This is a genomic window from Enterobacter sp. UPMP2052 (assembly GCF_053709675.1).
Genome location: NZ_JBSKJR010000001.1, coordinates 2035714 through 2050855 on the forward strand (window position 1 = coordinate 2035714; position 15142 = coordinate 2050855).

Genomic DNA, 15142 nt, shown 5'->3' on the forward strand with positions numbered 1-15142 from the left:
GGCGGCAGAATGGACAACATGATACCCTAACCTGACATACGTAAAAAAAGAACTTTGCCATGAAATTGAATACCCGAGCGCAATCTGCACAATCGCCGAACAATAATTCTCCCATCGTACTGGTTCACGGCCTGTTTGGTAGCCTGGATAACCTGGGCATACTGGCGCGCGATCTGGTTGCCGATCATGACATTTTGCAGGTCGATATGCGTAATCATGGCCTTTCCGGGCGTTCGCCTGACATGACTTACGCGGCGATGGCGCAGGATTTGCTGGATACGCTGGATGCACATCAACTTGAGAAGGTCACTTTAGTCGGGCATTCCATGGGTGGCAAAGCGGTGATGGCGCTGACGGCGCTGGCACCGGAACGTATTGCTGGCCTGGTGGTGGTTGACGTGGCCCCCGTGGATTACGACGTGCGTCGCCACGACGAGATTTTCGCGGCGATCAATGCGGTCACGGAGTCTGGCGTGTCTACCCGTCAGCAGGCCGCAGCCGTCATGCGTGAACACCTCGATGAGGAAGGCGTGGTGCAGTTCCTGCTTAAATCCTTTGTCGACGGCCAGTGGCGTTTTAACGTCCCGGTACTTTGGGATCAGTATGCTCACATTGTCGGCTGGCAGCCGGTTCCCGCCTGGCAGCACCCTACCCTCTTTATTACCGGCGGCAATTCACCCTACGTGACCGAGGCGTACCGCGACGCACTGCTGGCGCAGTTCCCACAGGCTCGCGCGCACGTCATCGCCGGGGCGGGCCACTGGGTTCATGCAGAAAAACCGGAGGCGGTCCTGCGCGCTATCCGCCGCTATCTTACTGATACGGCGAATTGATTAAAAAGAGAGCGACTGGAAGACAGAGGGCTTCCAGTCGTTGGCGTGTCGTTTTCGGTGATGTATGATGGCGCGCTTATCGCCCGGGCATTAACAGGGCGGCTTGTTTTCCCCCGAAGTCTCTGAATCATGGCCAAAGAACAAACGGACCGTACGACACTAGACCTGTTCGCGAATGAGCGTCGCCCGGGACGACCCAAGACGAATCCGCTTTCGCGTGATGAACAGCTGCGTATCAATAAACGCAACCAGCTTAAACGCGATAAAAATCGTGGGCTTAAGCGTGTCGAACTGAAGCTCAACGCTGACGCTGTCGATGCGCTAAACGAGCTGGCCTCCGCCCGTGATATCAGCCGCAGCGAATTGATTGAAGAGATGCTGATCGCTCAGCTCAACGCGTTACGCAGCAAGGCATAAGTCTGAAAAACCCCCGTATTTCCCTTTTCATGTAGCACAGAGTGCAGTCCTGCGCGATAGCTGTTTCCGCAGGGTTGCCAGTTCTGCTATTATTGCCCTTATCCGTGGACAAATTGCGCCACCATACCATTAAGTTTCAAGAGGTTATTTTACTCATGGCAATCATCGGCATTTTCTTCGGCAGTGATACCGGCAATACCGAAAATATCGCAAAAAACATTCAAAAACAGCTCGGTAAAGACGTTGCCGATGTACATGACATCGCCAAAAGCAGCAAAGAAGACCTCGAAGGTTATGACATCCTGCTGCTGGGTATCCCGACCTGGTACTACGGCGAGGCGCAGTGCGACTGGGACGATTTCTTCCCGACGCTCGAAGAAGTGGACTTCAACGGCAAGCTGGTCGCCCTGTTTGGCTGCGGCGACCAGGAAGATTATGCGGAATACTTCTGTGATGCGCTGGGCACCATCCGCGACATCATTGAGCCACGCGGCGCGGCGATTGTCGGCCACTGGCCAACGGCGGGCTACCACTTTGAAGCGTCCAAAGGCCTGGCAGACGACAACCACTTCGTGGGTCTGGCTATCGACGAAGATCGTCAGCCAGAACTGACCGCTGAGCGTGTCGAAAAATGGGTGAAGCAGGTCCGTGAAGAACTGAACCTCGACGACATTCTTAACGCCTGATTTTCCTGCGGCGCAACTGCGGTTGCGCCCGCATGCCAGGTAAAACCGATTAAATTAATTGCTACAAACTTTTAACTTTTTCGCTCAGACCTGTACAATATCCCCCTGATAAAAAGTGGGCTCCATCGAACAAGTTTGTTGGTGATACCACGTTTTTATAAGCATACTTTGCCTGAGACTTGCAGTTTTCATTTAGCCATGGCAGTTCTATAATGAGACGCATTATCCCAGGTGCATTTTCTGTCACTTCTTCTTTTGAAGTGAAACGTTTAGCAACAGGACAGATTCCGCATGACCGACAACAATACCGCATTAAAGAAGGCTGGCCTGAAAGTAACGCTTCCTCGGTTAAAAATCCTTGAAGTGCTTCAGGGGCCAGACAATCACCATGTCAGTGCGGAAGACCTTTACAAGCGTCTTATCGACATGGGCGAAGAAATTGGGCTGGCAACCGTTTATCGTGTGCTGAACCAGTTTGATGACGCGGGCATTGTTACCCGTCATAATTTCGAAGGCGGTAAATCTGTTTTCGAGCTGACCCAGCAACACCACCACGATCATCTGATCTGCCTCGACTGCGGCAAGGTCATTGAGTTCAGCGATGATTCTATTGAATCACGCCAGCGTGAAATTGCCGCGCGCCACGGTATCCGTCTGACTAACCACAGCCTGTACCTGTATGGACACTGTGCGGAAGGCGATTGCCGCGAAGATGAGCACGCGCACGACGCGAAATAAGCAAACTTTCATACTCTGAGCCAGCCGCAAGGTTGGCTTTTTTTTTGCCTTAAAAAGCCCAGTGGCGCTGCGCTTACCGGGCCTACGGGCGATGACACCTCTGTAGGTTCGGTAAACGCAGCGCCACCGGGCGTCAAACAGCGCTATTGGTTATTATTACGAATTTCCTGCCAGATCTTATCGCAACGCTTCTCGACTTCCTGCTCGTTACCGGTCTGACGCGCCTGAATACAGGCCTGGTAATCCATCACGCGGACATTCTCCTGCGTCGCGAACTGTTCATGCGCTTTCTCTTTCTTCAGCACATTCAGCACGCTCTGGCAGGCTTCAACTTTCTCCGGCGAGCCTTGCGCGGTATTGATACAGGCGCTATAGGCCTCTTTCAGACGCGAATCTTCTTTCGGGGCCTGAGGCTGCGCACAGGCCACCAGCCCTGTTGCCAGCATCGCGACCATGACTACTTTTCTTTTCATCTGCCGTCTCCGTTTCGGCGGGCCACGCCCGCCGGGGTTTCATCAGAAAATAGTGAATGGCGCGATGACCATGAATTTCACGTCACGTTCATCCTGGAAGATATTGCCGTAACCGCCCGCATAGCTTGGGATATCGGAGTGGTTGTCATACTGCGTGAAGTGCAGTTTGAACATGGTGCCCTTGGCACGCCCGTCCTGCAGGGTGTAGCTAGCATCCAGACTGTAGGAGGACTCTTTCAGGCGGTAATTAGGATCGTAGTACGCATCCGGGGTTGCCATATCAGCAGGCTTCGCGTCCCACGCGTAAGCATAAGAAGCACCGACCGCCCAGCCTGGCAGATTCCAGTTTTTCAGGTCATACATTGCACCGAAGAAGACGGCTTTTTCACCGTCGGCGTTGAAGTCAGAGCGGTTATCCCACCAGATATCCAGACGACCGTTTGATGAGGCGTATGTTGGGGTCATACGCTGCAGGAAGTAACCCTGCTGCCCTTCCGCCTTCACCCACGTCCCTTCCAGACGCAGGTCAACCTGGCCCACCTTGTAACCGAAGGTCAGCGCCTGCAGCCATGCGGTACCGTCGTAGATATCGTTAACGGTGCCGTTGCTGGCTTTATCACGCGTGCCATAGAACTGATAGCTGGTGCTCAGCGGGCTGCCCACAACGTCGAATTTGTAGCTGGCTTTCGCGAAATACTGATCGATATAGCCTTCAGCCTGTCCGAAGGCGGCTTCCAGTACCAGGTCGTTTTTGAAGTCATACTTCGCACCCAGGGAGTGGAGGTAGTCCACTTTAGTGGTTTTATCGTTCTGGTAGAACTTATCCATCTCAATGTGCCACGGCGCTTTGTACTCGTTGGTCCACATATAGGAGAAGCTCAGCGCCCCGGCGTCACCGTAGTCAAAATTGGCCCCCGCTTCTGCGCCCTGATAGGTACCCGGCATGAAGCTCCAGTGTGGGGCTAGCAGCGTCTGTCCGGTTGGCTGAATATAACCTGCGCGCGCCCATACCGGGCCGTATTTGAATTTCGCCGCGGCCTTATAGAGGCTGATGCCGCTCTTATCCCCGGACCAGTCTTCGTCATAGGCTTTATTGCTGGAGGAGAATGCGATTTCGTTCGGGTGACCGCTGTCGCCGTTTTCCGCCATTTCTATTGCGGTAAACGCCGCAATATCCAGGCCAAACATATCCGCGGCATAACCCGACTGGAAGTCCAGGTTGGCGTTCCAGGTGGAGTGTGAAAGGTTGGTTTTGTATTTGTCTTCAGTGACGTCTTTACGGTCACGCTCACGCTGCCAGTAATAAATTCCGCCCGTGAGGGTTGAATCATCAATGAAACCTTCTGCTTTAGCCTCTGGCGCAATCACCAGGCCCGACATTGCTGTCACACCGGCAATTGCCAGCGCCAGCGCACTACGTTTGCCACTGAACGTACGCATAGATTATTCCTCTTTGACGAATTAAAAACGCCTGAACGGCGAAAAATATAAAAAGACCTAATGGTCAGGGGTAGTTAGAAATACCCTCGAATTAACTACCGTCTTTAGGTTATTTTTCGCGACGCGAATTATCAATGCTTTTTCGTGGGCAAAACTCAGGATTATGACGAAGTGCACATAATTAGTAGTGCTTTGTAACATTTACGCCGAAGCGAGTAATGGCGGGGGGAAGCGCGATTTTTCAATGGCTAAGGGTTAAAAAACCTGTCTGTTAATTCCTCTTTACTGTTTTCGGGTATATACAAACTTTATTTAAAAAAATAAGTAGCACCGCATTGACCAGTTATTTTGACTTCCGTTATTAAAAGCGTTCTTTAACGGCATGATCGTTAAATAAAAAAACGCCGCAATTAGCGGCGTTTGTTTCTGATTGACCAGTGCAGCGATATTATTCGCCGATTTTGGCCCAGGTATCGCGCAGACCGACAGTACGGTTAAATACCGGTTTTTCCGCAGTGCTGTAGCGGCTGTCCAGGCAGAAGTAACCCTCACGTTCAAACTGGAACGCTTTGCTGGTTTGTGCGGCTTTCAGCGACGGTTCGGCAAAGCCCTGCTTGATCACCAGTGATTCCGGGTTAATCGTTGACAGGAAGTCTTCCGCAGCGCCTGGGTTAGGCACGCTGAACAGACGGTCATACAGGCGGAACTCAACCGGCAGCGCGTGCGATGCGCTCACCCAGTGGATAACGCCCTTCACTTTACGGCCATCCGCCGGGTCTTTACTCAGCGTTTCGGCATCGTAAGAGCAGAAGATGGTGGTGATGTTGCCTTCCGCGTCTTTTTCGACGCGCTCGGCTTTAATCACGTACGCATTACGCAGACGGACTTCTTTGCCCAGCACCAGACGCTTGTACTGCTTGTTGGCTTCTTCGCGGAAATCCGCGCGATCGATCCAAATCTCACCGCTAAACGGCACGTCACGGGTGCCCATTTCAGGCTTGCTCGGATGGTTCGGCATCGTCACCATCTCGCTCTCACCCTGCGGGTAGTTTTCGATAACAAGCTTAACCGGGTCGATCACCGCCATCGCGCGCGGAGCGTTTTCGTTCAGATCTTCACGGATGCAGGATTCCAGAGAGGCAATCTCAATGGTGTTGTCCTGTTTGGTCACGCCAATACGTTTGCAGAACTCGCGGATAGAGGCAGAGGTGTAACCCCGGCGGCGCAGACCAGAGATAGTCGGCATACGCGGGTCATCCCAGCCTTCTACATGCTTGTCGGTTACCAGCAGGTTCAGCTTACGCTTGGACATCACCGTGTATTCCAGATTCAGACGAGAGAACTCGTACTGACGCGGGTGCACAGGGATGGTGATGTTATCCAGCACCCAGTCGTACAGACGACGGTTGTCCTGGAACTCCAGAGTACACAGGGAGTGCGTAATGCCTTCCAGCGCATCGCTGATGCAGTGGGTGAAGTCGTACATCGGGTAGATGCACCACTTGTTCCCGGTCTGGTGGTGTTCCGCGAACTTAATGCGGTACAGCACCGGGTCGCGCATGACGATGAATGGCGAGGCCATATCGATTTTGGCACGCAGACAGGCCTTGCCTTCTTCGAAGCCACCGGCACGCATTTTTTCAAACAGCGCCAGGTTCTCTTCTACGCTGCGGTCGCGGTACGGGCTGTTTTTGCCCGGCGCGGTGAGCGAACCGCGGTATTCACGGATTTCGTCAGCAGAGAGCTCATCCACATACGCCAGACCTTTATTGATCAGCTCAACCGCATAGGCGAACAGCTGATCAAAATAGTTAGAGGAGTAGCAGATATCGCCCGACCAGTTGAAGCCCAGCCATTGCACGTCGTTCTTGATAGACTCAACGTATTCGATGTCTTCTTTTGCAGGGTTAGTGTCATCGAAACGCAGGTTGCACTGTCCCTGGTAGTCTTGTGCGATACCAAAGTTCAGGCAGATAGATTTCGCGTGGCCGATGTGCAGGTAGCCGTTTGGCTCCGGCGGGAAACGCGTATGAACCGTGGTGTGCTTACCACTGGCCAGATCTTCATCAATGATCTGACGAATAAAGTTACTCGGGCGGGCTTCTGCCTCACTCATCGTGGATTCCTCAAAGCATAAACAACGTATAACGGCATATGATCTTATAAGCCGGACGTAGTGACAACCTTTAAAACGTCTATTGAGAATAAAATAATGGGGACAATAACCGCAAAAAAAAGCGGCGGAGGTTATCCCCCCGCCGCTTAAGGCATGACTCTACTCAGGAGCGATTACTTGCCTTTAATCTCATACAGTGGGGTTTGGCCCGCAACGACCTGACCTTTCGCCTGAATGACCAGGCCGCTGAAGTCGTCGATGTTGCTGCAAACCACCGGGCTAATCATCGAGCGCGCGTTGGCGTTCAGGTAGTCCAGATCCATTTCCAGAATCGGTTGGCCTGCGACCACTTCAGCCCCCTCTTCCACCAGGCGAGTAAAGCCCTGGCCGTTCAGCGCCACGGTATCGATACCCATGTGGACAACGATCTCCGCGCCGTTTTCGGTCTCAAGACAGAACGCGTGGTTTGTGTTGAAGATTTTCACGATGGTACCAGCTGCCGGAGACACCACGGTTTTTTCCGTTGGTTTAACAGCGACACCGTCACCGACCGCTTTGCTGGCGAACGCTTCGTCTGGCACCTGCTCAATCGCTACCACTTCACCGGTCACCGGAGAGACCAGGGCAGCGATGGTTACCGCATTTGGCACAGCCTGCGGTTTCACCACCGGAGCGTCAGCCACTGGCGCGCTATCCGTTGAGGCGGCAGCTACCGGCCCACGGGCAACCACTTTTTTCATTTCATCGCCGATAGATTCGGCTTTCGCACCCACGATAACCTGGATGGTTTGTTTGTTCAGTTTCACCACACCAGACGCACCCAGACGTTTGCACATTGCATCGCTGACGCGCGCGGAGTCGGCCACGGTCAGGCGCAGACGGGTAATACAGGCATCAATGGCTTTCAGGTTATCGGTACCACCCACAGCGGCAATGTAGTTGGTTGCCAGCTGGGTTAAACCTTCTTCGGTATTGCTGTTTGCTTCACTGGTCACAACGTCGTCTTTGGTATCTTCGCGGCCCGGCGTCTTCAGGTTAAACATACGAATAACCGCGCTGAACAGAACGAAGTAGATAACGAAGAAGATCAGGCCCATCACCACCAGCATCCAGACGTTGCTGCTTGCCGCCGGCAGGTTGTACATCAATACATAGTCGATGGCGCCTGCTGAGAAGGAGAAGCCAGCGTGGATACCCAGAAGGGTGGCAACGAACAGGCTGATACCGGTCAGGATGGCGTGCATGAGATACAGCAGCGGAGCCAGGAACATGAACAGGAATTCCAGTGGCTCGGTTACGCCGGTCAGGAAGGCCGTAATCGCAACGGACAACAGCATACCGCCAACCATTGGGCGACGCGCTTTCGGCGCAGCCAGGTACATTGCCAGCGCAGCACCAGGCAGACCAAACATCATGATAGGGAAGAAGCCAGACATGAACATGCCCGCGGTGCCGTCGCCTGCGTAGAAGCGGTTGATATCACCGTGGAATACCGCGCCAGCGGCGTTAGTGAATTCACCAATCTGGAACCAGGCGATAGTGTTCAGTACCTGATGCAGACCTGTTGGGATCAGCAGACGGTTGATGAAACCGAAGATACCCGCACCCAGTGCGCCCGCAGAAACGATCCACTCGCCGCCCGCATGGATAGCGTGTTGAACAGGTGGCCATACGTAGCCGAAAATAGCGGCGAGGATCAGACAGAAGAAGCCCGTCGCAATCGGTACAAAACGTTTACCGCCAAAGAAGCTCAGGAAGTCAGGCAGCTTGATACCAGCCCAGCGGTTATAGACGGCACCACCGACCAGACCGGTAATGATACCCGCCAGGACACCCATGTTGATTTCAGGGTTGATGGTTACCATCGCTTTGGTGAGGATGAAGTAACCTACAGCCCCTGCCAGTGCCGCAGCACCAGCACTATCTTTTGACCAGCTTGACGCCACACCGATGGCGAAAATCAGCGCCAGGTTGTCAAAAATTGCGCCGCCAGCCTGGGCAATAAACGGCACGTTAAGAAGATCGGGTTGCCCGAATCGCAGCAGCAGCGCTGCAACCGGTAGCACGGCGATAGGGAGCTGCAAAGCCCTACCGAGGCGCTGGAAAAAACCTAAAATATTCATCCTATTCCCCCTACGAGACCCTTTGTGAAGACTCGCACGTAAACTATGTTTTTTATTGTGTCGACAACGATAGATACCGTTGATGATTCACTGGCATGGTGAGTGTGTGAAAAATTAATTCGTATCGCAAATTAAACACCTATTTTTTGTGATTTTTGTCACCAAATATCGTTAATCACCCTCCCTTTCACTGGCTAACAGCGAAAACTTATTTTATCATTCAAAAAATCAAGACGGATTGATCCGGCCTGAAGTTTCCAGGTTACGCTTAGTTCAGGCTCCCTAATCATCCGCCCACTTTATTACTTTAACTTTAGAGGTGAACAATGAGACTGATTCCCCTGGCAACAGCTGAACAGGTCGGTAAATGGGCTGCACGTCATATCGTTAACCGCATTAACGCGTTCAAACCAACGGCAGATCGTCCTTTCGTTCTGGGCCTGCCTACCGGCGGCACCCCGCTGACGGCATACAAAGCGCTGGTTGAAATGCACAAAGCGGGCCAGGTTAGCTTCAAGCATGTTGTGACCTTTAATATGGACGAATATGTGGGCCTGCCGAAGGAGCATCCGGAAAGCTACCACAGCTTCATGCACCGTAACTTCTTTGACCACGTTGATATTCCAGCTGAAAACATTAATCTGCTGAATGGTAACGCGCCCGATATTGACGCAGAATGCCGCCAGTACGAAGAAAAAATCCGCTCTTACGGCAAAATTCACCTGTTTATGGGTGGCGTGGGTAACGATGGTCACATCGCGTTTAACGAGCCAGCCTCTTCTCTGGCTTCCCGTACTCGTATTAAAACCCTGACCCATGACACCCGCGTGGCAAACTCTCGCTTCTTTGATGGCGACGTTAACCAGGTACCAAAATTCGCCCTGACCGTGGGCGTAGGTACCCTGCTGGATGCCGAAGAGGTCATGATTCTGGTGCTGGGCGGCGTGAAAGCGCAGGCGCTCCAGGCAGCCGTTGAAGGCAACGTTAACCATATGTGGACCATCAGCTGCCTGCAGCTGCACCCGAAATCAGTGATCGTGTGTGACGAACCGTCCACGATGGAACTGAAGGTCAAAACGCTGAAATACTTCAACGAGCTAGAAGCAGAAAACATCAAAGGTCTGTAATTTTATCACCGCCCCGTTACGCAGGGGCGGTCGTTTTTTTAAACCGGGGGTCGATATGTACGCTTTAACCCACGGTCGGATTTATACCGGCCATGAAATTCTGGATGACCATGCGATTGTGATCGCTAATGGCCTGATTGAACGTGTTTGCCCGCTGGCTGAGTTGCCGCCGGAGATAGAACAGCGCTCACTCAATGGAGCAATAATCTCCCCCGGTTTCATTGATGTACAGCTCAACGGCTGCGGCGGCGTGCAGTTTAACGACACGCCAGAGGCCGTTACGGTCGAGACGCTGGAAATCATGCAGAAAGCCAACGAGAAATCGGGCTGCACCAGCTATCTGCCTACGCTGATTACCAGCAGCGATGATCTGATGAAACAGGGTATCCGCGTGATGCGAGACTACCTGGCGAAACACCCTAACCAGGCGCTGGGTCTGCACCTGGAAGGGCCATGGCTGAACATGGTCAAGAAAGGCACGCACAACCCGGATTATGTCCGCAAGCCGGATGCCGAACTGGTTGACTACATGTGCGCGAACGCCGATGTGATCACCAAAGTGACACTGGCGCCTGAAATGACCGGTACTGAGGTCATCAGCAAACTGGCCGCCGCCGGGATTGTGGTGTCCGCAGGTCACTCCAATGCCACGCTGAAAGAGGCGAAAGCCGGTTTCCGCGCGGGCATTACCTTTGCGACGCACCTCTATAACGCCATGCCGTATATTACCGGTCGCGAACCGGGTCTCGTCGGGGCAATTCTGGACGAGCCAGACGTTTACTGCGGCATTATTGCCGACGGCCTGCACGTTGATTACACCAATATCCGTAATGCGAAACGCCTGAAGGGCGATAAGCTGTGCCTGGTCACCGATGCTACCGCACCGGCAGGGGCAAATATTGAACAGTTCATTTTTGCTGGTAAAACAATATACTACCGTAATGGACTGTGTGTGGATGAAAACGGCACGCTTAGCGGGTCTTCACTGACAATGATTGAAGGGGTCCGTAACCTCGTCGAGCATTGCGGCATTGCACTTGATGAAGTGCTGCGGATGGCCACGCTTTATCCGGCGCGTGCAATCGGCGTGGATAAACAACTGGGCGGGATTGCACCGGGTATGGTGGCAAACCTGACGGCCTTCACACACGATTATAAAATTATTAAGACCATCGTTAATGGTAACGAGGTCGTCACTGAGTAAGTAAAAGTATGACAACAGGCGGACAAGCTCAAATCGGTAATGTCGATCTCGTTAAACAACTTAACAGCGCGGCAGTTTATCGCCTGATTGACCAGCACGGGCCAATCTCTCGAATTCAGATAGCCGAACAAAGCCAGCTTGCGCCTGCCAGCGTGACAAAAATCACGCGTCAGCTTATTGAGCGCGGTCTGATCAAAGAAGTCGATCAGCAGGCCTCCACCGGGGGGCGCCGCGCTATCTCTATCGTCACCGAAACCCGCAACTTTCAGGCCATCGGCGTCCGTCTTGGCCGTCATGACACCACGCTGACCCTTTACGATCTGAGCAGCAAAGCGATTGCTGAAGAGCACTATCCGCTGCCCGAGCGCACGCAGGAGACGCTGGAACATGCGCTGCTGAACACCATTGCGCTGTTTATGGAAAGCTGCCAGCGCAAGATCCGTGAACTCATTGCCATCTCTGTGATTTTACCCGGCCTCGTCGACCCCGAAAGCGGAGTGATCCGGTATATGCCGCACATTCAGGTAGAGAACTGGGGGCTGGTCGATGCGCTTGAAAAACGGTTCAACGTGACCTGCTTTGTCGGCCACGACATCCGTTCTCTGGCGCTGGCAGAGCACTATTTTGGTGCGAGTCAGGACTGCGAAGACTCTATTCTGGTGCGCGTTCACCGTGGAACCGGGGCAGGCATTATTTCCAATGGCCGTATCTTTATTGGCCGCAACGGCAACGTGGGTGAAATCGGTCATATCCAGGTGGAACCGCTTGGCGAACGCTGCCACTGCGGTAACTTTGGCTGTCTTGAGACCGTTGCCGCCAACGCTGCGATTGAACACCGCGTTCGCCATCTGCTTGAGCAGGGCTATCAAAGCCGCGTCACGCTGGATGACTGTAAAATCGGAGCGATTTGCAAAGCCGCGAATAAAGGCGATGCGCTGGCCTGCGAGGTGATTGAGCAGGTCGGTCGTCATCTGGGCAAAACCATTGCCATTGCCATCAACCTGTTTAACCCGCAAAAAGTGGTCATCGCCGGTGAAATCGTCGAAGCCGAAAAAGTGCTGCTGCCCGCGATTGAAGGCTGCATTAACACCCAGGCGCTGAAGGCATTTCGTCAAAACCTGCCGGTCGTGCGTTCCACGCTGGATCACCGCTCAGCAATCGGCGCGTTTGCGCTGGTGAAGCGCGCCATGCTCAACGGTATTCTGCTCCAGCATTTGCTGGAAAGCTGATCGGACCTTATAGTAATGCCCTCTCTTTTGTGATGTCGGATTGTCCATGACCATTAAGAACGTAATTTGTGATATTGACGGCGTGCTGATGCACGACAACGTTGCCGTGCCGGGTGCTGCGGAGTTTCTTGGCCGTATCATCGACAAAGGAATGCCACTGGTTCTCCTCACGAACTACCCTTCTCAAACTGGTCAGGACCTGGCGAACCGCTTTGCTACCGCGGGCGTTAACGTGCCGGACAGCGTGTTTTACACCTCTGCGATGGCAACGGCTGATTTTCTGAAGCGTCAGGAAGGGAAAAAAGCCTACGTCGTGGGCGAAGGGGCGTTGATCCACGAACTGTACAAGGCGGGCTTTACCATCACCGATGTGAATCCGGATTTTGTGATCGTCGGTGAAACCCGTTCCTACAATTGGGAGATGATGCACAAGGCTTCCTACTTCGTCGCCAACGGCGCGCGGTTTATCGCCACCAATCCGGATACGCATGGTCGTGGGTTTTACCCGGCCTGCGGCGCGCTGTGCGCCGGTATCGAGAAAATCTCGGGCCGTAAACCGTTCTATGTTGGCAAACCTAGCCCGTGGATCATCCGCGCGGCGCTGAACACCATGCAGGCGCACTCTGAAGAGACCGTCATCGTCGGCGACAACCTGCGCACCGATATCCTGGCCGGTTTTCAGGCTGGCCTTGAGACCATCCTGGTGCTTTCCGGCGTGTCGACCATTGATGACATCGACAGTATGCCGTTTCGGCCAAGCTGGATTTACCCTTCGGTTAATGAAATCGACATTATCTGACGCCGGACCACGCCTCAGGGCGTGGTTTTTCATTTATAGCGCCTGAAAACCTCACCCCACCTAATAAAAAGCACAATTCATTAAAAAATCCTCAATAAAAGCACGTTTGAGATACGCGTTTTTCAACATTCTGCAATTGTCATTGCACTATTTGCGTTTTAGCCCGCAAAACTCTTGCGCGCCCTGCCCCTTTGCGGCATTTTCATAAGCAAGCAACATCACAATGCAACAGGGTTAACGGAGAAGGTTATGTGTTCAATTTTTGGCGTACTGGATATTAAAACTGACGCGGGTGAACTGCGTAAAAAAGCACTCGAACTGTCCCGCCTGATGCGCCATCGCGGCCCGGATTGGTCCGGCGTTTACGCCAGCGATAAAGCCATCCTTGCGCACGAGCGTCTGTCCATTGTTGACGTCAATGCCGGAGCACAGCCGCTGTATAACGAGAAAAAAACGCACGCGCTGGCGGTGAACGGTGAAATCTACAACCATCAGGCCCTGCGCGCTGAATATAGCGACCGCTACGCCTTCCAGACCGGTTCTGACTGCGAAGTGATCCTGGCGCTGTATCAGGAGAAAGGACCTGAATTCCTCGACGATCTGCAGGGCATGTTTGCCTTTGCGCTGTACGACAGCGAAAAAGAAGCTTACCTGATTGGGCGTGACCATCTCGGTATTATCCCGCTGTACATGGGGCACGATGAACACGGTAACTTCTATGTCGCCTCTGAAATGAAAGCCCTGGTGCCGGTTTGCCGCACCATCAAAGAGTTCCCGGCGGGCAGCTACCTGTGGAGCCAGGACGGCGAGATCCGCCCGTATTATCATCGCGACTGGTTTGACTATGACGCGGTTAAAGACAATGTCACTGATAAAGCCGAGCTCCGTCAGGCGCTGGAAGAGTCCGTGAAAAGCCACCTGATGTCAGACGTGCCGTATGGCGTACTGCTTTCCGGCGGGCTGGACTCCTCCGTGATCTCCGCGATCACCAAGAAGTTCGCCGCACGTCGCGTCGAGGATCAGGAGCGCTCGGAAGCCTGGTGGCCGCAGCTGCACTCCTTTGCCGTCGGCCTGGAAGGGGCACCGGATCTGAAAGCCGCGCAGGAAGTGGCAAATCATCTTGGTACCGTCCACCACGAAATTCACTTCACCGTGCAGGAAGGTCTGGATGCGATCCGCGATGTGATCTATCACATTGAAACCTATGATGTGACGACGATTCGCGCCTCCACGCCAATGTACCTGATGTCCCGTAAGATCAAAGCGATGGGCATTAAGATGGTGCTGTCCGGGGAAGGATCTGACGAAGTGTTTGGTGGCTACCTGTACTTCCACAAAGCGCCAAACGCCAGAGAGCTGCATGAAGAGACCGTGCGCAAGCTGCAGGCACTGCACATGTTTGACTGCGCCCGCGCCAACAAAGCGATGTCGGCCTGGGGCGTTGAAGCCCGCGTCCCGTTCCTCGATAAAAAATTCCTCGACGTCGCGATGCGTATCAACCCGCAGGATAAAATGTGCGGCAACGGTAAAATGGAAAAACATATCCTGCGCGAATGTTTTGAATCTTACCTGCCGGCAAGCGTGGCATGGCGTCAGAAAGAGCAGTTCTCCGATGGCGTGGGTTACAGCTGGATCGATACCCTGAAAGAGGTGGCGGCGAAGCAGGTTTCCGATCAGCAACTGGAAACCGCGAGCTTCCGTTTCCCGTACAACACGCCGGGTTCGAAAGAAGCGTATCTGTATCGCGAGATCTTCGAAGAGCTGTTCCCGGTACCGAGCGCTGCTGAATGCGTACCAGGCGGCCCGTCCGTGGCCTGCTCGTCGGCGAAAGCGATCGAGTGGGATGAATCGTTCAAATCGATGAACGATCCGTCAGGGCGTGCGGTAGGCGTTCACCAGTCTGCGTATAAATGATCCCCTGCACCAAAAAAGACCCTGCGGGGTCTTTTTTTTGCCC

General features: G+C 53.5%; 13 protein-coding genes. 9 read left to right on the top strand and 4 right to left on the bottom strand.

Going from position 1 to position 15142, the window contains the following annotated elements:
- The first annotated feature begins 59 nt into the window (after positions 1 to 59).
- From ybfF to fur, 4 genes are all read left to right on the top strand, one after another.
- Positions 60 to 833 carry an esterase gene (ybfF, locus tag ACWKX3_RS09430; protein WP_454541635.1) on the top strand — a complete coding sequence of 258 codons (774 nt, stop codon included), beginning with the start codon at positions 60 to 62 and terminating at the stop codon, positions 831 to 833.
- A gap of 129 nt (positions 834 to 962) precedes the next feature.
- Positions 963 to 1250, top strand: coding sequence for a LexA regulated protein (gene ybfE / locus ACWKX3_RS09435; protein WP_101738051.1), 288 nt, complete (start codon positions 963 to 965; stop codon positions 1248 to 1250).
- A gap of 155 nt (positions 1251 to 1405) precedes the next feature.
- Positions 1406 to 1936, top strand: coding sequence for a flavodoxin FldA (fldA, locus tag ACWKX3_RS09440; RefSeq protein ID WP_454541636.1), 531 nt, complete (start codon positions 1406 to 1408; stop codon positions 1934 to 1936).
- Between the two features lie 291 nt (positions 1937 to 2227).
- A complete protein-coding gene (gene fur, locus ACWKX3_RS09445; protein ID WP_006177169.1) occupies positions 2228 to 2674 on the top strand; it encodes a ferric iron uptake transcriptional regulator in 447 nt (148 codons plus the stop codon).
- Positions 2675 to 2817: 143 nt separating this feature from the next.
- On the opposite strand, the gene chiQ is transcribed toward fur, so the two are convergent.
- From chiQ to nagE, 4 genes are all read right to left on the bottom strand, one after another.
- The gene (gene chiQ / locus ACWKX3_RS09450) at positions 2818 to 3147 is read right to left on the bottom strand and encodes a ChiQ/YbfN family lipoprotein (protein ID WP_454541637.1); all 330 of its coding nucleotides are present in this window, start codon (positions 3145 to 3147) and stop codon (positions 2818 to 2820) included.
- A 42-nt stretch (positions 3148 to 3189) separates the two neighbouring features.
- Positions 3190 to 4587, bottom strand: a complete 1398-nt coding sequence (chiP, locus tag ACWKX3_RS09455) for a chitoporin ChiP (RefSeq protein WP_006177167.1) — start codon at positions 4585 to 4587, stop codon at positions 3190 to 3192.
- Positions 4588 to 5035: 448 nt separating this feature from the next.
- Entirely contained in the window at positions 5036 to 6703 is a 1668-nt protein-coding gene (glnS, locus tag ACWKX3_RS09460) for a glutamine--tRNA ligase (RefSeq protein WP_006177166.1), read from the bottom strand.
- Positions 6704 to 6876: 173 nt separating this feature from the next.
- Positions 6877 to 8826, bottom strand: a complete 1950-nt coding sequence (gene nagE, locus ACWKX3_RS09465) for a PTS N-acetyl glucosamine transporter subunit IIABC (protein WP_006177165.1) — start codon at positions 8824 to 8826, stop codon at positions 6877 to 6879.
- A 326-nt stretch (positions 8827 to 9152) separates the two neighbouring features.
- On the opposite strand from nagE, the gene nagB reads away from it, so the two are divergent.
- The 5 genes from nagB to asnB all read left to right on the top strand — a co-directional run bounded on the left by nagB (position 9153) and on the right by asnB (position 15099).
- On the top strand, positions 9153 to 9953 hold the full coding sequence (gene nagB, locus ACWKX3_RS09470; protein ID WP_006177164.1) for a glucosamine-6-phosphate deaminase: 801 nt from the start codon (positions 9153 to 9155) through the stop codon (positions 9951 to 9953).
- A gap of 55 nt (positions 9954 to 10008) precedes the next feature.
- Positions 10009 to 11157, top strand: a complete 1149-nt coding sequence (nagA, locus tag ACWKX3_RS09475) for an N-acetylglucosamine-6-phosphate deacetylase (RefSeq protein ID WP_006177163.1) — start codon at positions 10009 to 10011, stop codon at positions 11155 to 11157.
- 8 nt (positions 11158 to 11165) lie between these two features.
- The gene (gene nagC / locus ACWKX3_RS09480) at positions 11166 to 12386 is read left to right on the top strand and encodes a DNA-binding transcriptional regulator NagC (protein ID WP_006177162.1); all 1221 of its coding nucleotides are present in this window, start codon (positions 11166 to 11168) and stop codon (positions 12384 to 12386) included.
- 46 nt (positions 12387 to 12432) lie between these two features.
- Positions 12433 to 13185, top strand: a complete 753-nt coding sequence (nagD, locus tag ACWKX3_RS09485; protein ID WP_006177161.1) for a ribonucleotide monophosphatase NagD — start codon at positions 12433 to 12435, stop codon at positions 13183 to 13185.
- 249 nt (positions 13186 to 13434) lie between these two features.
- Complete coding sequence (gene asnB, locus ACWKX3_RS09490) at positions 13435 to 15099, top strand: asparagine synthase B (protein ID WP_137271781.1); 1665 nt, start codon at positions 13435 to 13437, stop codon at positions 15097 to 15099.
- Positions 15100 to 15142: the final 43 nt, after the last annotated feature.

Bases quoted from the DNA above. Each gene is read 5' to 3' on its own strand.
- nagE (WP_006177165.1), bottom strand. From the start codon at position 8,826: ATGAATATTTTAGGTTTTTTCCAGCGCCTCGGTAGGGCTTTGCAGCTC.
- nagB (WP_006177164.1), top strand. From the start codon at position 9,153: ATGAGACTGATTCCCCTGGCAACAGCTGAACAGGTCGGTAAATGGGCT.
- ybfF (WP_454541635.1), top strand. From the start codon at position 60: ATGAAATTGAATACCCGAGCGCAATCTGCACAATCGCCGAACAATAAT.
- nagD (WP_006177161.1), top strand. From the start codon at position 12,433: ATGACCATTAAGAACGTAATTTGTGATATTGACGGCGTGCTGATGCAC.
- fldA (WP_454541636.1), top strand. From the start codon at position 1,406: ATGGCAATCATCGGCATTTTCTTCGGCAGTGATACCGGCAATACCGAA.
- chiQ (WP_454541637.1), bottom strand. From the start codon at position 3,147: ATGAAAAGAAAAGTAGTCATGGTCGCGATGCTGGCAACAGGGCTGGTG.
- nagA (WP_006177163.1), top strand. From the start codon at position 10,009: ATGTACGCTTTAACCCACGGTCGGATTTATACCGGCCATGAAATTCTG.
- chiP (WP_006177167.1), bottom strand. From the start codon at position 4,587: ATGCGTACGTTCAGTGGCAAACGTAGTGCGCTGGCGCTGGCAATTGCC.
- glnS (WP_006177166.1), bottom strand. From the start codon at position 6,703: ATGAGTGAGGCAGAAGCCCGCCCGAGTAACTTTATTCGTCAGATCATT.
- nagC (WP_006177162.1), top strand. From the start codon at position 11,166: ATGACAACAGGCGGACAAGCTCAAATCGGTAATGTCGATCTCGTTAAA.
- ybfE (WP_101738051.1), top strand. From the start codon at position 963: ATGGCCAAAGAACAAACGGACCGTACGACACTAGACCTGTTCGCGAAT.
- asnB (WP_137271781.1), top strand. From the start codon at position 13,435: ATGTGTTCAATTTTTGGCGTACTGGATATTAAAACTGACGCGGGTGAA.
- fur (WP_006177169.1), top strand. From the start codon at position 2,228: ATGACCGACAACAATACCGCATTAAAGAAGGCTGGCCTGAAAGTAACG.